We start from the raw sequence: 20,981 nt of genomic DNA on the forward strand, positions 1-20,981 counted from the left end.
TGTCGCGCCTCGTCCCACCCCCGCTGGCTGCCACCAGGGAGGAATCCCTCGTCCACCCGTTTGGCAGCACAGCGAGCCCAGCCCGCTGGCCTGGGGCGCCCCTAGGATGCCGACTGTGAGACCCAAACTCCCGAAGACCGTGGGCGGGGGCCGGGTACAAGGCCTCCTACAGCTCCTCGAGGACGGCATCCACCTCATTGTCGCGGCGCTCCTCGTACTGCTCGCGGGGATCCGACCGTCGGGGTCGTCCACGACGTCATCAGGTCGATCCAGGGGCCGTACGAGGAGGAGGCAGTCGTTCTGTCCGCCCTGGACAACAGCCTTGTCCTGTTCATCGTGGCCGAGCTGCTCCACACCGTCCGCCTGACCATCAGGAACCAGACCCTTGACGCGGAGCCGTTCCTCGTCGTCGGCCTGGTTGCCGGCATCCGCAAGGTGCTCATCGTGACGGCCGAGGCGGAGAAGTCCTTCCGGTGGAATGTCGAGGGGGGCGAACTGCTCGTCCTGGCAGGTCTGATCCTCGTGATGGCGACAGCGAGGTACGTGTGGCGTCGCTCGACGCGGCCGGGAGACTACTTCCCGCTCCAGGAGGCGCGGCGCGCTCCTCCGTCGCCGGAGCCGTCACCCACCCCGGTGGGCGGGTCCTGATCCGTCACCTTCCGCCGCCGCGGCCGCCCGCACCCGCTGCTCCTCGCGAGCGGAGCCGACGTCCCGTTCCAGGGGGGTACGGCTCACGGCCGTCGCGAGGTCCTCCAAGGCCCGCTTCTGCAGTTCCGCCCCGCGCCGCACCACCGGGCTCCCGTCGCCGGCGGCGGCGCCCTCCCACGCGTGGAGCGCCTCCTCCAGGCGCGCCCAGTCCGGATTCCTGTGCTCGCGCACGTCGACCGCCGCCTGCGCGGTGTCCGCCTCCATGGCCTCGGCGAACCGCTGCGCCTCAGGGACGGGACGGCTGTCGGCCCGCGGGACGTGGCTCTCCATGAGCATCGCCGCCCGGTCGAAGCCCTTGATCGCCTCCTGCGCCTCCTCCGCCTCGCGTGACGTCAGGCCCCTGGGGCGGACCGGTTCCTGCCTTGCCCGGTCGTACGCCTCCTGCCAGGCGGCGCGTGCCTCCCTGCTCGCCAGCAGTGCCCTGCGCAGGTCGGCGTGATGTTCCCGGGTCGGTTCGGCGTAGCTGCGGAGCACCGCGGCCGCGTAGCGGCCCTCGGCGGCGAGCCAGTCCGCAAGCCGGCCCGGCAGTCGGGGTGTCTCCCATGCGGGGAACACCATGTACGCCAGCATCGCGAGGGCCCCGCCGAGCAGGGTGAGCACCACCCGCTCCGGGACCGTCTGCTCCCACGCCTGGCCGCCCATGCCGAGCAGGAAGACGACGTATGCGGCAGTGAAGCACTGGGAGTAGGCGTAGCCGGTACGGTTCAGCATGAACGACAGGCCCGCCGAGACCACCGCCAGCAGGCCGAACACCTGGGCGTCCGGGCCCAGGGCCCGCACCATCCCGGTGGCGAGCGCGACCCCCGCCAGGGTCCCGGCGAGACGGGCCACCGCCCGCGCGTACGTCTGGTGGAAGTCCGGCCGCATCACCATCACCGAGGTGATGGGCACCCAATAGCCGTGGCCCACCGGAAGCCGGGCGGCGATCAGGTAGCCGAGCGTGGCCACCGCCGCCAGGCGGACGGCGTGCCGGAACACGGGCGAGTCCCGGCGGAGCTCACGTCGGACCGCCCGGACCACGACCGGGACCAGCCGGAACATGGTCGGGCGCACCAGAACCTGGGCGTCCTCGGGGACGGGCGGCGCGGGCGTCCTCCCGGGCGTGCCGCACCGGGCGATCTCCAAGGCCTCGCCGAGCAGTTCCACGAGCCGCTCGGCGGCCTGCCGCGCGGGGCCCTCCAGCACCTCGTGCTCCTCGTCGACGCACAGGGCGTCCGTGCTTCCGGGCGACACCTCGGCGGGAGTGCCGCGGCGGATCGAACGGGCGGCCGCATCCAGGACCTCGGCGGCGGCGTCGAGCAACTCCCTTGCCCGGTCCCGCCCGGGCCCCTCCGGCGGGGCGCCGACGCCCGGGTCGGCGAGTGCGGCGACGACGGGCCGAATGCGCTCGGCGAGTCCCCTGGGGCCGTGCAGGACGGAGGGACGGGTGCGGGCCTGCGACGGCGTCACGGCGGCCGCGTCCCGGGCCGTCATCAACGGTTCCGGGTCGAACGGGGCGGTCGGGTCGTGCCGCAGCCGGCGGGCGTAGTCCGCCACGGCGGCCAGGGCGTCGGCGAGCGCGTCCCGATGCGCCCCCCAACGGCGGATCGGGAACAGCAGGATCAGCAGGGCCTGCGCCACGCCCCCGAGCGCGATGATCCCGGCGTGCTCCAGAGCCTGCCCGATGCTCGTGGGCAGGGTGACGGTCACCAGCATGCTGCCGACCGTCGTCGCCGCGACGATCCCGGCGGTCGATCCGACGGCCCACGCCATCCCTGCGGCGAAGGCCCATACGGCCAGCAGTGGGAGGAACGTCGCGAGTCGCCCCGCGGCCAGATACCCGAGGAAGGTGCCGAGTGCCAGACCTACGCCCGCGCCGAGCGCGATGACTTTGCGGGGACGCCAGGTGCGCTGGAACGTGGCTGCGCCCGCGGAGTAGGCGCCGAGGGCGGCGGACGCGGCGTACGCCGGGGAGGCGAGCCACAGCGCCGGCCCGATGACGAGCGCCACCCCCACAGCTGTGCGCAGCGCGAGCAGGGGCTCCAGTCGCGCCTCCTCGATCGTGAGCCCGGATCGCACGACTTCCCGGAGGGCCCGCAGCCACGTCACGGGCAGGAGCCTAGCCCGGCCCCGCTCCCGGGTCGTGCCGGCCACGCCGCCGAGAACGTTGAGCGTGAGGCGGGGGTCTTCGTGGCCCTCGGGGGCCGCCGATCGACCGGCGATGTCGTCGGGCCCTGACGATCACCAACCAGCGACGCATCTCCGACTCAGGTCACCAGCTGATCACCGTGGTCGCCTTGGAGCATGTGGCGACGTTGCTCTTCGCGCGTGGAGTAGGTGGCTGCGCGGATCGCCTCGTCGCTCTCCAAGCCCGATCCCAGCGCGCCGGCCACCGTGGCGACCGAAGCGACGAACCAGGACAACGTCAAGTACTCCGTGGCGTGCAGCGGGGTTCCTGTCGTGGAAGCGAACACCCGGTCGTTGAGGATGAACAGCGCCCACACCAAGTTGATGACCATCAATCCCACGTAGCAGACGAGCGCCCCGATACCGACGGTGAGGACCGTCGAGGTGTTGTAGAGCCGCGCCCTCTGCCTCGCCTCCGGCGATCCCTCCGTCGATCGGTGCCACAGCTCCCCGTCCACGATCAGCCAGCCGATCATGAGTCCGACGGACCCGACCATGGCGATCACGAGGCGTGGCGCGCTCAGGGCACCGGAGAGGCTCCAGGTGGTGGAGTCCAGGGTGGCGATGGCTCCCGTGGCGAGTGCGGCCGCCAGGGCTTTCGACAGGCCCGACACCAAGCGCCAAGGCCGGTTCGCGCGGACCATACCGACGAGCACCCGCAGGTAGCCGCGCGGCCCGCTGACGATGTACCGGAGATCGGCAGCCTCCTCGTCACCGACCTGGCCCCGGTGGACAGGCGCGAGACGACCGGCGAAGGGGCCCGGAAGCGGCTGACTCCGCGGAAGCCCCTCCGCCCCGGTGGCCTGCGGACCGGCCAAGCCGAGCACGGCTTCTTCCACGGCCCGCCGGGCCCTCGTCTGCAGCCGCAAGCCCCCCAGGGAAGGAAGGGACAGCAGCGCCAAGCCGTGTTCGTGACTCAGATCCACAAGAATCCTGCGCCCGTGTGAGTGCAGCGGAAGGTCGGTGAGGGCCACCACGATGTCCCAGTTCTCCGCACTTGCGCGCTCCATGATCCGGCGCATCAAGGTGTGCGGGTCCTCGGTCCCCGAGGTGAAGGGCTCGCTGACCACCTTGACGTCGAAGCGACGTCCCTGGCCCGCCTTTTCGGCGAGCCGGTCAGGAAGCATCCGGGCGATGCGCCGCGCGACGTCCGTGGGCGCGTCCGGATCGGCCAGGAGAGCTACGACCGTGACGCCCTGCGACGACTCCCGCACGACCGGACCATCCTCCTCGGCTGTGCTCCGCGATTGCAAGGGTTCACAGGATGCCCCGGGGTGGAGGCGAAGCCGTGGTGACACGCTGTCCGTACGGGGTGGGGCCATGTGTCGGGTCCGTCAGGGGCCGGGTCAGCGCGAGGACACGGGCCCGCCCGCTTCCGGCCGGCGTCCCTCGGGGCCGACGGTGACCAGGTTTCCCTTCCGTTCCCGGTGCTCGTGCACGAGGCGGATCGCCATGGCGCCTTCACCGGTCGCCGAGGCCACCCGTTTCACCGAGCCGCTCCTGACGTCGCCGGCGGCGAAGACCCCGGGCAGGGTGGTCTCCAGCAGCATCGGATCGCGGCCCAGTGAGGCCCACCGGTTCGTATCGGCCACCGCCCCGGCGTCGGCGCCGGTGAGCACGAAGCCCCTCTCGTCCAGAGCCAGCACGCCCTTGAGCCATTCCGTGCGCGGCCGGGCGCCGATGAACACGAACAGCGCCGCGGCCTGCAGCTCACGGCGCTCATGGCTTGCGTTGTCCTCCACCGTCAGCGACTCCAGCTTCTCCTCCCCAGCGACGCCCCGTACTTCGGTGTGGAGCAGCACCTCGATCTTGGGGTGCTGCTCCACCTGGTCCACCAGGTAGCGCGACATGTCCGCGTTGAGGTCGCTGCCCCGGACGAGGAGGTGGACCTCGGACGCGTGCTGGGCGAGGAACAGCGCCGCTTGTCCGGCGGAGTTCCCGCCGCCGACCACGGCGACCGGGTCGGCGCGGCAGAGGCCGGCCTCGTGGACCGTCGCCGCGTAGTAGACGCTGATCCCTTCCAGGCGGTCGATGCCGGGCACTTCGAGTCTGCGGTACCGCACGCCCGAGGCGAGCACCACGGCGCCGGCCCGGGTCCGGGAGCCGTCTGTGAACGTGACGATGTACTCATCGTCCTGCGGGGTGAGCGCGCTGACCTCCGCCGGCACCATCAGGCGGGCGCCGAACTTGTGCGCCTGGAGCACCGCACGCTCGATGAGTTCGCCCCCGGAGATGCCGGACGGGAAGCCGAGGTAGTTCTCGATGCGGGACGAGGTCGCGGCCTGGCCTCCCGTGGCCACGGCGTCGACGGTGACCGTGGTGAGGCCGTCGGAGGCGCCGTACACGGCGGCGGCGAGTCCTGCGGGGCCCGCACCGACCACCATGACCTCGCACCGTTCGTTCTCGGCCGAGGGGGCGGGGGCGGGCAGCCCGATGAGCCGGGCGAGTTCGGCGTTGCTCGGATTGCGCAGGAGCCGCTCGCCCTGCCAGAGGACCACCGGTGTCTCCTCGGGACGGATGGCGAACCGGCGCAGCAGTGCCTCGGCCTCCTTGTCCCTCTCCAGATCCACCCAGCGGTGGGGCAGCCGGTTGCGGGCGGCGAACTCGCGCAGCCGCAGCGTGTCCCGTGAGTAGCACGACCCCAGGATCCGGAAGCCGGCGCCGAGGCCGATGAGCAGGTACCTGCGGCCCAGGTAGGCGCGGAGGATCAGGTCGCCGAGGACGGGGTCGCTGCCGACCAGGGCGCGTTGCCGCTCCACCGGTACGGCAAGGATCTCGCCGGCCTCGCGCACCACGGCGGTGTTGAACGCTGCCTGGCCTTCCAGCAGTCCGAGTTCGCCCAGGAACCTGCCGGGTCCGTGGACCGCGACCGTGCGCTCGTCGGGGCCGCCCTGGTCGCTGAGGATTTCGACGGTCCCGCTGAGGATCACGAGGAACTCCCGGAACGGCTCGCCCTCGCGGTACAGCACCTCGTCCTCGGCGGTCCTGCGGCGCTCACCGTGCGCGCTGAGGTCCTCGAGCTGCTCCGGCGTGAGGCGCGGGAACGCCCCGTACCGGTCCGGTGTCTCGCGGACCGCACCCTTCTCGTGCTCGGCCGTGCTCATCAGACCAGCGCCTCGTGGACGAAGCACCAGCGCCAGTCCTCTCCCGGCTCGAAGGACTGCACGACGGGGTGACCGACGCTCCCCGCATGCCGCCTGGCGTGCTTGAGGGGGGAGGAATCGCAGCAGCCGACGTGCCCACAGGTGAGGCACAGGCGCAGGTGGAGCCACGGGGACTGCTCCCTGAGGCACTCCTCGCAGCCCTGCGGGGTACGCGGCGTCACTGGGCGAACCATCGCCAGGTGCGGGTCGGGAATCGTGGCCATGAGGGTTTTCCTTCCGTGAAGTGGGCCTGATCGGCCGCGGCCGGCGATGGTCTTCCTCAGCACAGTCGCCTTCACCCTCCCGCAGTGGTCTGCCGGCCCGCCACCGCCTGCTCGACCCAGGAGCGCAGGACGGGCGCGGGTGCCGCGCCGGCCTGCCGGGCGAGCGTCTCGCCCCGGTCCAGGACGAGCAGGGTCGGCACCGCCTGCACCTCGAACCGCCGACTGAGCCGTGGGTTCTGGTCGACGTCGACCTTGACGAGCTTGATCTGTCCGGCGAGGTCCCGGGCGACCTGTTCGAGGGCTGGGCTGACCATGCGGCAGGGGCCGCACCAGGTGGCCCAGAGGTCGACGACGACGGGCACCGTGGCGTTGTCGGCGACCTCGGCGAAGTCGCCGTCGCCCGCGTCGACGACCCAGGGCAGTGGCTGCTTGCAGTGGCCGCATCGGGGCCGTCCCTCGGCGGCCACGGGAATCCGGTTGCCGCGACCGCAGTTCGGGCAGGTCACCGTGGTCGTCCGGGTGGTGTTCACGCCGCCCTCGCTTCCCGGTCGTCCTCCTGCTGGTCGTAGGTGACCACCAGCTCTCCGTGCTCGGCGTCGACGCGCACCGTCGCACCGTCCTGGACGTCGCCGCGCAGGAGGGCGCGTCCGACCAGCGTCTCGACCTCGTGGGAGATGTAACGCCGCAGCGGCCGGGCCCCGTACACCGGGTCGTAGCCCTGATGGGCAATCACCACCCGTGCAGCGTCAGTGAGTTCGACGGTAATGCGGCGCTCGGCGAGCCGCCGCCGCAGCTCGTCGAACTGAAGCTCCACGATCCGCTCGATCTGCCGCTCACCGAGCGGCTTGAACAGCACGATGTCGTCGACGCGGTTGAGGAACTCCGGGCGGAAGTGCCCGCGCAGCTCGCCCATCACCAGGGCGCGGGCGTCGGGCTTGATCTCACCCTCGGCGGTGGCACCGTCGAGGAGGTGCTCGGAGCCGATGTTGGACGTCATGATGATCACGGTGTTGCGGAAGTCGACGGTGCGGCCCTGCGCGTCGGTGATGCGACCGTCGTCGAGCATCTGGAGCAGCGTGTTGAAGACATCGGTGTGCGCCTTCTCGACCTCGTCGAACAGGACGACCGAGTACGGCTTGCGGCGCACGGCCTCGGTGAGCTGGCCGCCCTCCTCGTAGCCGACGTATCCGGGCGGTGCGCCCATGAGCCGGCTGACGGTGTGCCGCTCCTGGTACTCGCTCATGTCGAGGCGGACCATGTTGTCCTCGGAGTCGAACAGGGTCCGGGCGAGGGTCTTGGCCAGCTCGGTCTTCCCGACGCCGGTGGGGCCGAGGAAGATGAACGAGCCGATGGGACGGCGGGGGTCGCGGATGCCGGAGCGGGCACGGATGATGGCGTCGGTGACGAGCTTGACCGCCTCGTCCTGGCCGATGACGCGCTCGCGCAGGATCTCGTCGAGGCGCAGCAGCTTCTCGCGTTCGCCCTCCTGGAGGCGGGCGACGGGGACGCCGGTCCAGGCCGCGACGATCTCGGCGATCTCCTCCTCGGTGACGACCTCGCGCAGCAGCCGGTTCTGACCTTGTTTGACGGCCAGTTGCTCCTCCTCCGCGGCGAGTCGGCGCTCCAGGTCCTGGAGGCGGCCGTAGCGCAGTTCGGCGGCGCGGTTGAGGTCGTAGGCGCGTTCGGCCTCCTCGGCATCGTGGCGGACCTGTTCCAGTTCCTGGCGCAGTTCCTGCACGCGGCGGATCGCCTGCCGTTCGGCCTCCCACTGGGCGCGTTTGGCGTCGGCCTCGCCGCGCAGGTCGGCCAGTTCCCTGCGCAGCTCCTCCAGGCGTGTCTTGCTGGCGGGGTCGGTCTCCTTGGACAGGGCGGCATCCTCGATCTCCAGCCGCGTGACGCGGCGGGTGATCTCGTCGAGTTCGGCGGGCATCGAGTCGATCTCGGTACGCAGCCTGGCGCACGCCTCGTCGACGAGGTCGATGGCCTTGTCGGGCAGGAACCGATCGGTGATGTAACGGTGGCTGAGGGTGGCCGCGGAGACCATCGCGGTGTCCTGGATCTTCACGCCGTGGAAGACCTCGAGGCGTTCGCGCAGTCCGCGCAGGATGGAGATGGTGTCCTCCACGCTGGGCTCCTCGACCAGGACCTGCTGGAAGCGGCGTTCGAGGGCGGCGTCCTTCTCGATGTGCTTGCGGTACTCGTCGAGGGTGGTGGCGCCGATCATGTGGAGTTCGCCGCGGGCCAGCATCGGCTTGAGCATGTTGCCCGCGTCCATGGCTCCTTCGGCGGCGCCTGCGCCGACGACGGTGTGGAGTTCGTCGACGAAGAGCAGGATGCGCCCTTCGGCGGCCTTCACCTCGGACAGTACGGCCTTCAGGCGTTCCTCGAACTCGCCGCGGTACTTGGCGCCGGCGACCAGGGAGCCCATGTCCAGGGCGAACACCGTCCTGTCGCGCAGGCCCTCGGGGACGTCGCCGCGAACGATGCGCTGGGCCAGGCCCTCGACGATGGCGGTCTTGCCGACGCCGGGGTCGCCGATGAGGACGGGGTTGTTCTTGGTCTTGCGGCTGAGGATCTGGGTGACGCGGCGGATCTCCGCGTCACGGCCGATGACCGGGTCCAGCCGACCGGACCGAGCCTCGAGGACGAGGTCGCGTCCGTACTTCTCCAGGGCCTCGTAGGCCACTTCGGGGTTCGCGGAGGTGACGCGCTGGTTGCCGCGGACCTGGGTGAGCGCGCTCAGGAACGAGTCCCTGGTGATGCCGGCCTGTTTGAGCAGTCGCCCGGCGGCGGTCGAAGAGCTCTCCTCGGCCAGGGCGAGCAGGAGGTGTTCCACGGACACGTACTCGTCCTTGAGGCGTTTGGCCTCCCGCTCGGCGGCGTCGAGCAGGTGGGCGAGGCGCTGGGTGACGAAGACCTGGCCGGGTGCCGCGCCGGGGCCGGTGACCTTCGGGCGGCGGGAGAGTTCCTCGCGCACGGCCTCGCGCAGTCCCTTCGGCTCCTTGCCGGCCTGCTCCAGCAACCGCGGGATCAGACCGTCCTCCTGATCGAGGAGTGCGAACAGCAGGTGTTCCCCGTCGACCTCGGTGTGCCCCATGCGGCCGGCCGCGGTCTGGGCCTCCTGGAGGGCTTCCTGGGACTTCTGGGTGAGACGGTTCATGTCCATGGGGGTGTTTCACTCCTCGTGCCGCGGCCGCGCAGGGCGGCTTCGAGCAGGCTGATGCGGTCGAGCAGGTCGAGCACCAGGCCGATGGATGCGTAGTTGAGGCAGAGTCCGGTGCGCAGCCGCTGGATGCGGGCGAGGACCGCCGGGGCCGTGGGGTCGAACACCAGGTGTCCCGCGGCGTCGCGTCCGGCGTCGATCAGGCCGAGGGCGACGAACCGCCGGATCAGATCGGGGTGGAGGCCCGAGCGACGGGACACGGCGTCGAGGGAGAGCCTGGGGGCGGGCACGAGCGCGTACCGGACGGCCGTCGAGGCGGTGAGGTCGGCGCCCGTTCGTACCGGACGGTTGCCCGCGCCGGCCCGGCCGGGGCCTGACGCTCCCACGGGTGGTTCGTTCATCACGTCCTCCTGGGGTCGTACGAGGAGGCGGCGGCGAGCTCCGCGAACAGTTCGCGCTCCCGGTCGCCGAGGGTGGGTGGCACCACGATGCGGAGTTCGGCGTACAGGTCGCCGTTCGCGCCGCGCGGGTTCGGCATGCCCTCGCCGCGCAGCCGCAGCCGCCGGCCGCTGGACGAGCCCGCGGGCACCGTGACCTTGGCCGTGCCGCCGCCGGGGGTGGGCACCGGCACGGTCGCGCCCAGGGCCGCCTCCCAGGGGGTCACCGGGACCTGGACGTGCACGTCGCGGCCGTCCAGCCGGAACCGGGGGTGGGGCTGGATACGCACGCGCAGGTACAGGTCGCCCGCGGCGGCGTCACCACTGCCCCGGCCGCCCTCGCCCGCCAGCCGGATGCGCTGCCCGTCGGTGACGCCCGGCGGCACGTCGACCTCGTACCGCCGCGGCTGCCCGGTGGGACCGGCGAGCGTGACGGTGCGACGGCCGCCTCGGTACGCCTCCTCGACGGTGAGCGACAGTTCGGCCTCCTGGTCCGCTCCGGGGACGCTCCCCCGGGCGGCGCCGGCTCCGAACATGGAGCCGAACAGGTCCTCGATGTCGATGCCCTCCGCTCCGAAGTCGTCTCCGAAGCCGGCGTACCGGACCCGAGGGCCGCCCCCGCCTGCGGTCGTCCGGCCGCGGAAGCCGCCGCCCGCTCCCGCCGCGACCCGTTCGTCGTAGTCCTCCGGGATCTTGCGGAAATCCTCGCCGAAGCGGTCGTAACGGGCCCGGGTCTTGGGATCGGACAGGACGCTGTATGCCTCGTTGAGGTCCTTGAAGCGCTCTTCCGCCCCGGGGTCCTTGTTGACGTCGGGGTGGTGCCTGCGGGCGAGTTTGCGATATGCCTGCTGGATCTCGTCCTGGCTCGCGGACCGCGACACCCCGAGCGCCTCGTAGTAGTCCCGCGCCATGACCGGTCACTCCCGCTTCGCGACGGTCACGGCGGCGGGCCTGAGCTGCCGCTCGCCGTTCCCGTAGCCGGGGCGCAGTACCTCGACGACCGTGCCCGGTGCGGCGTCCGGGTCCTGGACGACGCCGACCACCTCGTGCCGGGCCGGGTCGAAGGGGACCCCGGTCTCCGCGTGCCGCGGGTAGCCGAGCAGTTCGAGGACGTTCACCGCTTGGTCGCTTACGGCCCGGATGCCCTCCACGATCGCGCCCGGATCGGCGCCCGCGTGGGTCAGGGCGAGTTCGAGGTTGTCGAGGACGGGCAGGAACGCGGCCGCCGTGCGGGCACGCTCCACCGCCCGTTCGCGCTCCAGTTCCCTGGCGTGACGCTTGCGGAGGTTGTCGAGGTCGGCGAGTGCGCGCCGCCAACGGTCCTCCAGTTCCTGGATCGCGGTCGTGTACTCGTCCTCGGCGGACGCGGGGCCGGCGGCATCGGGTCCCGGTTCGCCGTTCGCCGCTCCGTGCCGGGACGGGCCCGGTTGGGGCAGGTCCCCTCGAGGCGGGGGTCCGGCTCCTTCCGGGACCGGTTCGGCCGGATCCGGCGCGGCCCGGTCGGGTTCCTGGGGGTAGGTGGGCATGGCGCGCCTCAGCCCTTGTCGAACTCGGCGTCGATGACATCATCGTCACCGCCACCGCCACTCGTGGGACCGCCGGTGGCGGCGTCCTGGGCGGGACCTCCGCCCGTAGTGGCGGCGCCCTGGTGGGCCGCCAGCCCGGCGAGCACCTGCTGGAGTTCGGAGGTCAGGGGGCGCACGCGTTCCACGGCCGCCTCTTCCTTGACCGCCGCCCGGGCGTCCGACACGAGCATCTCGCCGCGTGCCTTCTCGTGCGCGGGCGCTGCGTCGCCCAGTTCGGCGAGACGCTTCTCGACCTGGTACGCGACGGCGTCGAGTTCGTTGCGGGCGTCGACGGCCTCGCGAAGTGCCTTGTCCTGGCCCTGGTTGCTTTCGGCCTCCTGGACCATGCGTTCGACCTCGCTGCGGTCCAGGTTGGAGCTCTCGCTGATGGTGATGCCCTGTTCCTTGCCGGTGTCCCGGTCACGGGCCTTGACCTCGAGGATGCCGTTGGCGTCGATGTCGAAGGTGACCTCGATCTGTGCTTCGCCCCGCGGCGCCGGCCGGATGTCGGTGAGCTGGAACCGGCCCAGCACCCGGTTGTCGGCGGCCAGCTCGCGCTCGCCCTGGAGGACGACCACGTCGACGGCCGGCTGGTTGTCCTCGGCGGTGGAGAAAGTCTCGCTGCGGCGCACCGGGATGGTGGTGTTCCGCTCGATGATCTTCGTCATCACTCCGCCGCGTGTCTCCACGCCCAGCGACAAGGGGGTTACGTCGAGCAGCAGGACATCCTTGACCTCACCCTTGAGCACCCCTGCCTGGATCGCGGCACCGAGGGCCACGACCTCATCGGGGTTGACGCTCATGTTGGGTTCCTTGCCGCCGGTCAGTCGGCGGACCAGGGTCTGGACAGCGGGGATGCGGGTGGATCCGCCGACAAGGATGACCTCGTCGATGTCGCTCTCGCCGACCTTGGCGTCGGCGATGGCCTGCTGGACCGGTCCCAGGCAGCGTTCCACCAGGTCGCCGGTGATCTGCTCGAACGTGGACCGCATGATCGAGTCGGTGAGGTGCTTGGGCCCGGCGGCGTCGGCGGTGATGAACGGCAGGCTGACCTGCGTCTGCGTCACCGAACTCAGCTCGGTCTTGGCCTTCTCCGCCGCCTCGAACAAGCGTTGCAGCGCCTGCGCGTCCTGTCGCAGGTCGATGCCGTTCTCCTTCTGGAAGTCGTCCGCGAGGTGGTCCACCAGGCGCCGGTCGAAGTCGTCGCCGCCCAGGTGGCTGTCGCCTGCGGTGGAGCGCACCTCCACCACGCCGTCGCCGACGTCGAGGATGCTCACGTCGAAGGTGCCGCCGCCCAGGTCGAAGACGAGGACGGTCTCGTGCTCCTTCTTGTCCACGCCGTACGCGAGGGCAGCCGCCGTCGGCTCGTTGATGATCCGCAGCACTTCCAGTCCCGCGATCCGGCCTGCGTCCTTGGTGGCGGTGCGCTGGGCGTCGTTGAAGTAGGCGGGCACCGTGATGACCGCCTCCGTGACCCGCTCCCCGAGCTGCTTGGAGGCGTCGTCGGTGAGTTTGCGCAGCACCTGTGCGCTGATCTCCTCGGGCGCGTACAGCTTGTCGCGCACCTTGAAGCGGGCCGCCCCGCCGTCGCCCTCGACGACGTCGTACGCCACCGCCCTGGCCTCGTCGGAGATCTCGTCGAAATGCCGGCCGATGAACCGCTTGGCCGAGTAGATGGTGCCCTTGGGATTGAGGATCGCCTGGCGCCGGGCCAGCTGGCCCACCAGACGTTCCCCGGTATCGGTGAAGCCCACCACGGACGGTGTCGTGCGGTTGCCCTCGCTGTTGGGCACGACGGATGGCTCTCCGCCCTCCCACACGGCGATCACCGAGTTGGTGGTGCCCAGGTCGATGCCCACTGCCTTGGCCATGAGGAACTCCTCCCGGTACGGCGCCTGCGCCGACTGTCCGGATCACGTTCGTTCAGGTACGGGCGGGGACCTCTGCCAGTGGTCTGCAGCCCGCCGATCAGCCCTGCGGCCTCGTCGGAGACCTCCTCGACGAGGAGCAGGGCGGAGACGACGGGGTCGAGCCGGTTCACCGAGCCGAACAGCCGTCGAGCAGGACACCGGGGCCCTCTCCACGGGAAACCCGTGGCCCAAGAGGTGCTCAACGGCGTGTGCGGCTTCCCCGTACGTCGTGTACGAGGCAGCCGGCCTGCGGAGCTACTCGGTCACCGCCCGGCGCTACCTACCGGTGCGCGGACGGTTTCGAACACTCCCCAGGGTGGCGTGCCCAGTGGCTCCGCGCCTGCGCCTGGCAAGTCGGAAAAGCACGGGTCCGGTCGCCCCGCGAGTACGAGAGGCAGAATCCGATCCTCTCGTATGAGCCGACCCGACCAGCACCGCCGCTCGGCGGTAGGCTCGAAGAGAACGGAGTGATCCCATGGCCAGCAGCCGGCCGCACCATCTGTACCGCCGCCGCTGCGACCGGGAGAGAAGCCTTCCGCGGGACAGCGGCGGGCAGCTCGCCATGGCCGCGCGGAGAGGGTCCGTCCCACCCCGCGGCAGCGGGTGGCGCCCCACCGCAGCGGGGCGAGGGCCCCGCCCACCTGCTCCCACCCAGGCCGACCGTGTCCCCCACGCACTGATGACGCTCTCCAGCGCGCTGTTCGACACCCTGGACGAAGGCGAGATCCTGGGCCTGGCCATGGACCACGTAGCCGCCGCAGGGCCGTACGGCGCCGAGGCCGGATACCTCACGGTGGACGGCGCCCTGGTCCCCAGCCGGAGGAACGGGCAGGTCCACGCCCTGGCCGTGGACCGGAGGGTGCGGGAGCTGGCCGGGGAGGACGGCCCCGTGACCGTACCCGGCCTGCCCAGGGCCCGGGCCCTGGGGCTGCGCGGGCACGAGAGGCTCCACGGCTACCTCGTGGTGACGTCCGCTCCCGGCCCACCGAGGCCGAGCGGTCCCTGCTCGCCACGCTGGTCCGGCACACCGCCGCCGCACTCTCGGTCGCCTTCGCACACCGGCGCCGACGCGAGGACGCACTGGAGCTGTACCGGCTCAGGAAGGAGCGGACAGCCCTCCAGGCGCCTCGGGCGGCGGCGAGGAAGCCATCACGCGCGCACTGCACAGGCTCACCGGACTCCCGGCACTGGTCGAGGACCGCTTCGGTCGGCTGCGGTCCTGGACCGGTCCCGATCGCCCCGACCCCTATCCCGAACCGGACCCCGTGCGCCAGGACGCAATGCTGTACGCCGTCGGCCGTCAGGCCGGGCCGGTGCGCGTGAAGGACCGGCTGGTCACCCTGGTCCGCCCGCACGGCGAGATCCTGGGCGTGCTGGCCCTGGTCGACGTCCGGCGCGAGGCCGACGATCACACCCTGCGCGCGCTGGAGGACGGCGCCGCGTCACTCGCCCCGGAGCTGGCGCACTCGCGCAATCTGGCCGAAGTGGAGTCGAAGCTGCACCGCGAGCTGGCCGACGACCTCCTGACAGGGACGGACGAGGCGAGCGCCTACGCCCGTTCCGAGGCAGTCGGACACGACCTGCACCGCCGCCACTACGTCGTCGTGGTGCAGTGGTCAAACCGGACCGCGGACGGTCCCTTCGCGCAGACGGTGGGCCGGGCGGCCTCTGCCGTGGGCATGCACTCGCTGCTGACCCGGCGTTCCGATCACGTGGTCCTGGTCACCGACGACAGGCCGCACGCCCGCGCGCTGTACGAGGCGCTCGCCCGGGAGACCGGGACACGGTCCGGGACCATCGGGGTGAGCGCCCCTTGCGACTCCCTGGCCGACATCCCCCACCGCTACCAGGAGGCGCAGCGCGCCCTGGAAGTGCGCCGCCACTCCCGCGGCGAGCACTACGGCACGACGTTCTTCGACGAACTGGGCCTCTACCGCATCCTGGGACCCGGCAACGACTACCGGGAACTGGAGACGTTCGTCCACGAGTGGCTCGGGCAGCTGATCGACTACGACTCCCGGCACCACACGGCCATGGTGGAGACGCTGTCGCAGTACTTCGACTGCGGCGGCAACTACGACGAGACCGCCGAATCCCTCGCGATCCACCGCAGCACGCTGCGCTATCGGCTCCAGCGCATCCGCGACATCAGCGGCAACGACCTCGCGGACGTCGAGGACCGGCTCAACCTCCAGGTGGCGACCCGAGTGTGGAAGATCGTGCTGGGCGAACAAGCAGGAGAACGGCGTCGTTGAACGCGATGCGGCAGATCGATCACCCGCGCGCGAGCCGGGCCGCGAGGTAGGGCGCGGTGATGCTGCGGCGGGATTTCGCCACCTTGGCCGGCGGGCCCGCCGCGACCACCCGCCCGCCCGCGTCGCCGCCGCCCGGCCCGAGGTCGATGACCCAGTCGGCGGTGGTGATCGTGTCCAGGTCGTGCTCGACGAGGACGACCGTATTGCCGGCGTCGACGAGCCGGTGCAGCTGTCGCAGCAGCAGCGCGACGTCCGAGGGGTGCAGCCCCGCCGTCGGCTCGTCGAGCAGGTAGAGCGCGTGGCCGCGGCGGGCCCGCTGCAGCTCGGTGGCCAGCTTGATGCGTTGCGCCTCACCACCGCTGAGCTCCGTCGCGGGCTGCCCCAGCCGCAGGTACCCCAGTCCCACCTCGCGCAACGTCTCCAGACTGCGGGAGGCGGCCGGGACGGCGGACAGGAACGTGGCGGCGGCATCGACGGAGAGCCCCAGCACCTCCGCGATGTTCTTGCCGCGGTAGGTGACCTCCAGCGTTTCGGCGTTGTACCGGGCGCCCCGGCAGGTCGGGCACGGTGCGTAGGTGCCGGGCAGGAAGAGCAGTTCCACCGTGACGAATCCTTCGCCCTGGCAGGTCTCGCACCGGCCTTCGGGCACATTGAAGGAGAACCGCCCGGCCGAGTAGCCACGTGCCTTGGCCTCGTCCGTCGCCGCGTACAGCTTGCGCACCGCGTCGAACATCCCCGTGTACGTGGCCAGGTTGGAACGGGGAGTCCGGCCAATGGGCCGTTGGTCGACCCGGACCAGCCGGTCGAACGACTCGACCCCCGACGCGCCCCGGACGTCAACGACCAGCTGCGCCTCGTCGGGCTCCTCGGGTACGAGTCCGAGGTGGCCGCGGACGACCTCGGCGAGCACCTGCGTCACCAGGGTCGACTTTCCGGAACCGGACACGCCCGTCACCGCCGTCAGTACGCACAGCGGTACGTCGACGGACACGTCGTGCAGATTGTGGCGGGAGACGCCGCTCAGATGCAGCCAGCCCTGCGGGGGGCGCGGGCGGTGAGCGAGCGGCTCGGCGCGCCCGAACAGGTACTGGCTCGTGGCCGACTCCGCAACCCGCTCCAGACCCGCGACCGGGCCGCTGTACAGCACGCGGCCGCCCCCCTCGCCCGCGCCGGGGCCGATGTCGACCACCCAGTCCGCCCGCCGTACGACGTCCATGTCGTGCTCCACGACGAACAGCGAGTTGCCCGCCGCCTTGAGACGGTCCAGCACGTCCAGCAGCGGTTCCGCGTCAGCCGGGTGCAGGCCCGCGGAGGGTTCGTCGAGGACGTAGACGACGCCGAACAGCCCCGAACGCAGCTGGGTGGCGATCCGCAGGCGCTGCGCCTCTCCGGGCGACAGGGTCGTCGAGCGGCGCCCGAGGCCGAGATATCCGAGGCCCAGGTCGAGCAGGACGTCGACCCGCGCGACCAGGTCGCCGCAGATCCGGACGGCGACCTCGGTCGTCTCCCCGGATCGGGCGGTCGAGGTGGTGGCGTCGGCCTCGGACCGCTGCGCGACGGGCCGCAGCAGCGCCACGACCTCGGTGAGCGGCATCGCGTTGATCTCGGCGATGGAACGTCCGGCGAAGGTCACGGCGAGCGCCTCGGGCCGCAGTCCGCTGCCGTGGCACTCGGGGCAGGGCACGCTCCTGACGAACCGGAGCGCGCGTTCGCGCATCTTCTCGCTCTTGGAGTCGGCGAGGACGTGCATGACGTGCTTGCGGGCGCTCCAGAACTTGCCTTGGTAGCCGTAGTCGACGCGGTCCTCCTCCGGCTCGATGTACACGGAGGGCTGCTCGTCGGTGAACAGCAGCCAGTCCCGGTCCCTCTTCCTGAGCCTGCACCACGGCCGATCGATGTCGATCCCCAGGCCGCTCACGACACTGCGTAGGTTGGCTCCCTGCCAGGCGCCCGGCCAGGCGGCGATCGCCCCCTCGCGGATGCTCAGCGAGGGGTCCGGGACGAGCAGGTCCTCGGCGACGTCGTGCACGACGCCCAGTCCGTGGCATTCGGGGCAGGCGCCGGCCGTGGTGTTGGGTGAGAACGACTCGGCTTCCAGCCGGGCGGCGCGCGGCGGATAGGTGCCGGCGCGGGAGTACAGCATGCGCAGCAGGTTGGACAGCGTGGTGAGGGTCCCGACCGTCGAGCGCGAGCTGGGCGAACCGCGCCACTGCTGCAGGGCCACGGCCGGTGGCAGTCCGGCGATCTCCTGCACGTGCGGTGCACCGACCTGCTGCAACAGCCTTCGGGCGTACGGTGCCACGGACTCGAAATAGCGCCGCTGGGCCTCCGCGTAGAGGGTGCCGAACGCGAGCGAGGACTTGCCCGAACCGGAGACGCCGGTGAAGGCGACCATCGCGTCCCGCGGAACGTCGACGTCGACGTTCCGCAGGTTGTTCTCACTGGCACCCCGGACATGCACGAAGGGGTCGATCGCGTCCTCGTTCACCGTTCCTGATTACCTGATCGCGCCGGGAACCGCGCGACAGGCGCCGTCACCGGGGCCCCGCTCATACGAGCGTCCGGGTCGTTGGCTCCATTCGAATGGACCCAACAGCCGCGTGCGGACGTGAACGGCCCCACCGGCGTGACGCAGGAAGCCGCCAACCGCCGCCACGGCGCCTTGATCAGCACTGAGGAACATTTCCGACTGCGTCACGACACCATCGGCGTCCAGCCCACCCTCGACCTCGCCGAACGGATCGGCTACGACGAACTGCCCACCGCCCTGTTCGCCCCCAACGCAGTCTCTGCGCTGCGCGCAGAGGCCGCCGAGATCGACTCCCTCCACAAAGACGTCTACTCACCCGCCAGAGGAAGCAAGCTCGGACACGCACAGCCTCCTGCTGATCCTCCGACACGACCACGGATCCGACCGCCCCACCGCCTTCGCATGGCGCTCGGCATGCTGCACGCGCTCATCGTCTCGTCCGCGCGATCCGAGGCCGTCGACCACATGAGTGAGGCTTGGCGGCAGCACTCGATAGACACCGACAGCGGCATGAATGTCGGAGCGGCCTACCCGAGTGACCAGGCGAACGCCGCAGGCAGCCGCTGCATCCAGGCCATGCGACGAAACCTCTGACGACTACGCTCCGTACAACCCGTCGCACCGCGTCCGAGGCCCCCGCCCAGGACTCCTTCACGACCCCCGGAAACGATGAGGCGAGCTGACGAACCGTCACCAAAGTCAGCATTGGGTCAGCATTGGTCCTGGCAAAGCTGACCCAGCTGGTCATACCGGGGAAACGTCGAGGGCACTGCGTGGGCCTTCCGGAGCCTCCCGTCGGCCGCCCCGCGGGAACGATCTCCGCGCGGGATGCGGCCTCTTCTCGACTGATCTCGACTGATCGACCTCCTCCGTAAAGGTGCAGGTCAGCGCACTCGTCCGCGCGCTTTCAGGGGGACCCGGCGGGAGTGCTGGAGCAGGGATCGGGGGGCCGTCGTAGCCCTTCACTTCGCCGTAGCGGGAGCCTCCCATCCAGTCCTTGCGGGCTTGTACGATCTCCTCGTTGCTCCGGCCGATCCAGTTCCAGAACGTAACACGAGATATCCGTCTTCGTGCAGGTCAGGAACGTGGTGGACCCTCCGGCGTCAGCAAAAGGTCAGCGTTGGCGCCGGAGGGGTCCCGCACCGCATGGCAACGAAGTTGCTCGCCCACGGCATGGGCACCTTCTACAAGGACTGCGAGCACGCCCAGTCCCGCTGGTCGAAGTGCCCGCACGAGTACAGGATCCGCTACCGCAGTGCGGCCGGTAAGCAGACCGAGGAGGCCGGCTTCTCCACCCAGGAGAAGGCGATCGCCCGCCTCACGAGGGTCTACCAGGAGAAGAAGGCGGCTCCCAGGAACCAAAGCAAGGCCGAGCGCATCCAGAAGTACGGCGCGATGCAGTTCCGCGAGTACACCGCGGAATGGAAGGCCGGCCAGCGCGACCTCGCCGAGTCCTCCCTCCGCACCCTGGAATCCCTACTCGAGCACCACATCCTGCCCACCCTCGGCAGCCGCCGGATGAGCACCTTCGACCACAAGGTCGTCGACAACTCCATCCGCACCATGGAACGCAACGGCGAAGCCTTCGCCGTCAACCTCAACAACCTCGTCGCGAGCGACGTCTACCGCGTCACCCAACAGGTGAAACAGACCACCAAGACTTACGGCCGCCTCAAGCACCGCAAACCCACCGACTACCGCCACGCCCCCTTCCCGGCCCGCGACCGGGACTGCCCCCAGGTATTCTGGTTGCTCGCCTCCACGGTGAACGAGCTCTTCTCGCCGCGCCGCACCTCTTCGCGGACCGGTCTCCGCGCGACACCCTGCTCCTGCACTTCCCCGCCCCTGCGTCGAGCCAGAAGACACTCACCTGCCTCCGCGCTCGCGTACAACAGGGGCGACTCTCGACCGTCTGTCCCTGTGGGAGCGCCGACGGCGACTGCGGCGACCACGTCGCGCGGACCACGGCGGCCTTCCCGGGCGGCAGCCGCATTGGTGACCATGCCCTTCGGGCCCAGCGCTGAGCGATGCGTGCAGAAACGCAGCGGGCCCGGTCCCCGCTCCGGGCGGAGCGGGGACCGGGCTGTCAGCCAGAGGGCTGGAGGGCGGCCGGACACCGTTTCCCGCATCAGAGCCGCGTTGCCGGATGAATTCCCAGGGGTGTCCCCGACAACCGTCCGTCCTCCCAGCAACGCCGTCGCGCCGCACTGCGGGGTCCTGGTGGTGAACCTCGCGCGTCAGTACGCGGGGCACGACCGCCTACCCGTCGGAGAGAGGGGCCACAGCTACTTCAGCAGGCGTGCGGTCGGGGGACGATGTTCCAGACCTGCTTGCCGATGTCCGAGGTCGATCGTTGCTGATGGCCGACCACACCTGAGGTGAACCGGGTCAGGAAGGTCGTCGAGGCCAGGTTCATCAGCCTTCCCTCGAAGCAGTCGTACCTCCACACCTGGCCGCCGTCGTTCTGGTCACAGGCCGACATGTAGACCTTCCCGCCCAGGACGTTTCGTTCGGAATCCAGGCACTCGCCGGTGGACCAGTTCTTGAGCAGGAAATTCGCGTCGAGGTTGTCGACCATGCGCCAGTTCCCGCGGAGGTTGTCCGTGTCGCACCTCTCCGTGTCCAGTTGGTTGGTGGAACGCGGAACAGCGGTGAGGCAGTCCCCTCGGGCGGACTGAATGCGGACCCGGCTCTCGTCCCAGGTCCCCGTCGCGTGGGCCGTCGAGGCGAGAGCGACCTGGGAGAACGCCGCCAGGGTGGCACCCAGTCCGACGAGCGTGGCGCGCGTTGTTGTGTTCCTTCGGGGCATGTTCATGAAGACTCCAGATGTCTTGCGTGTGGTGAAGCGTGCAGGAAGTGGTGTTCGCAGGGATGGTGCGG

The 20,981-nt window shown here is 70.8% G+C and carries 15 protein-coding genes and 2 pseudogenes; 4 read left to right on the forward strand and 13 right to left on the reverse strand.

The window, feature by feature from the left end; genetic code table 11:
- Positions 1-333 precede the first annotated feature (333 nt).
- Entirely contained in the window at positions 334-648 is a 315-nt protein-coding gene (locus OHA91_RS05055) for a phosphate-starvation-inducible PsiE family protein (RefSeq protein WP_328741083.1), read from the forward strand.
- Here the strand turns inward: OHA91_RS05055 and OHA91_RS05060 are convergent.
- The 10 genes from OHA91_RS05060 to dnaK all read right to left on the reverse strand — a co-directional run bounded on the left by OHA91_RS05060 (position 622) and on the right by dnaK (position 13,277).
- Positions 622-2,796, reverse strand: a complete 2,175-nt coding sequence (locus OHA91_RS05060) for an FUSC family protein (RefSeq protein ID WP_328738692.1) — start codon at positions 2,794-2,796, stop codon at positions 622-624. The two genes, OHA91_RS05055 and OHA91_RS05060, sit on opposite strands and share 27 nt — an antisense overlap.
- Before the next feature lie 158 nt (positions 2,797-2,954).
- Positions 2,955-4,088, reverse strand: a complete 1,134-nt coding sequence (locus OHA91_RS05065; protein WP_328738693.1) for a hypothetical protein — start codon at positions 4,086-4,088, stop codon at positions 2,955-2,957.
- 132 nt (positions 4,089-4,220) lie between these two features.
- A complete protein-coding gene (locus OHA91_RS05070; protein WP_328738694.1) occupies positions 4,221-5,978 on the reverse strand; it encodes an FAD-dependent oxidoreductase in 1,758 nt (585 codons plus the stop codon).
- Entirely contained in the window at positions 5,978-6,241 is a 264-nt protein-coding gene (locus OHA91_RS05075; protein ID WP_031147460.1) for a UBP-type zinc finger domain-containing protein, read from the reverse strand. The genes OHA91_RS05070 and OHA91_RS05075 overlap by 1 nt, the downstream gene beginning before the upstream one ends.
- Before the next feature lie 71 nt (positions 6,242-6,312).
- A complete protein-coding gene (trxA, locus tag OHA91_RS05080) occupies positions 6,313-6,771 on the reverse strand; it encodes a thioredoxin (protein WP_031147458.1) in 459 nt (152 codons plus the stop codon).
- Positions 6,768-9,407, reverse strand: coding sequence for an ATP-dependent chaperone ClpB (clpB, locus tag OHA91_RS05085; protein ID WP_031147456.1), 2,640 nt, complete (start codon positions 9,405-9,407; stop codon positions 6,768-6,770). The genes trxA and clpB overlap by 4 nt, the downstream gene beginning before the upstream one ends.
- A complete protein-coding gene (locus tag OHA91_RS05090) occupies positions 9,398-9,805 on the reverse strand; it encodes a chaperone modulator CbpM (protein WP_031147454.1) in 408 nt (135 codons plus the stop codon). Before OHA91_RS05090 ends, clpB begins: the two co-directional genes overlap by 10 nt.
- Complete coding sequence (locus OHA91_RS05095; RefSeq protein ID WP_031147452.1) at positions 9,805-10,752, reverse strand: DnaJ C-terminal domain-containing protein; 948 nt, start codon at positions 10,750-10,752, stop codon at positions 9,805-9,807. Before OHA91_RS05095 ends, OHA91_RS05090 begins: the two co-directional genes overlap by 1 nt.
- 6 nt (positions 10,753-10,758) lie before the next feature.
- The gene (locus OHA91_RS05100; protein ID WP_328738695.1) at positions 10,759-11,367 is read right to left on the reverse strand and encodes a nucleotide exchange factor GrpE; all 609 of its coding nucleotides are present in this window, start codon (positions 11,365-11,367) and stop codon (positions 10,759-10,761) included.
- Positions 11,368-11,375: 8 nt separating this feature from the next.
- Positions 11,376-13,277 carry a molecular chaperone DnaK gene (gene dnaK / locus OHA91_RS05105; protein WP_031147447.1) on the reverse strand — a complete coding sequence of 634 codons (1,902 nt, stop codon included), beginning with the start codon at positions 13,275-13,277 and terminating at the stop codon, positions 11,376-11,378.
- A gap of 514 nt (positions 13,278-13,791) precedes the next feature.
- Here dnaK and OHA91_RS05110 point away from each other — a divergent pair.
- A pseudogene (locus OHA91_RS05110) lies at positions 13,792-15,571 on the forward strand (PucR family transcriptional regulator).
- Between the two features lie 19 nt (positions 15,572-15,590).
- Here the strand turns inward: OHA91_RS05110 and uvrA are convergent.
- Positions 15,591-18,059: an excinuclease ABC subunit UvrA gene (gene uvrA / locus OHA91_RS05115; protein WP_266494783.1), complete on the reverse strand. Its 2,469-nt coding sequence runs from the start codon at positions 18,057-18,059 to the stop codon at positions 15,591-15,593.
- 120 nt (positions 18,060-18,179) lie between these two features.
- On the opposite strand from uvrA, the gene OHA91_RS05120 reads away from it, so the two are divergent.
- Positions 18,180-18,695, forward strand: a complete 516-nt coding sequence (locus tag OHA91_RS05120; protein ID WP_266494780.1) for a terpene synthase family protein — start codon at positions 18,180-18,182, stop codon at positions 18,693-18,695.
- 290 nt (positions 18,696-18,985) lie between these two features.
- Here OHA91_RS05120 and OHA91_RS05125 read toward each other — a convergent pair.
- Positions 18,986-19,154: pseudogene (locus tag OHA91_RS05125) on the reverse strand (pirin); the annotation flags it as partial.
- A 93-nt stretch (positions 19,155-19,247) separates the two neighbouring features.
- On the opposite strand from OHA91_RS05125, the gene OHA91_RS05130 reads away from it, so the two are divergent.
- Positions 19,248-20,483, forward strand: a complete 1,236-nt coding sequence (locus OHA91_RS05130; protein WP_328738696.1) for a hypothetical protein — start codon at positions 19,248-19,250, stop codon at positions 20,481-20,483.
- Here OHA91_RS05130 and OHA91_RS05135 read toward each other — a convergent pair.
- On the reverse strand, positions 20,392-20,916 hold the full coding sequence (locus tag OHA91_RS05135; protein ID WP_158714728.1) for an RICIN domain-containing protein: 525 nt from the start codon (positions 20,914-20,916) through the stop codon (positions 20,392-20,394). The two genes, OHA91_RS05130 and OHA91_RS05135, sit on opposite strands and share 92 nt — an antisense overlap.
- Positions 20,917-20,981: the final 65 nt, after the last annotated feature.

The organism is Streptomyces erythrochromogenes (assembly GCF_036170895.1).
In the GTDB taxonomy this organism is placed as follows: Bacteria; Actinomycetota; Actinomycetes; order Streptomycetales; family Streptomycetaceae; genus Streptomyces; species Streptomyces erythrochromogenes.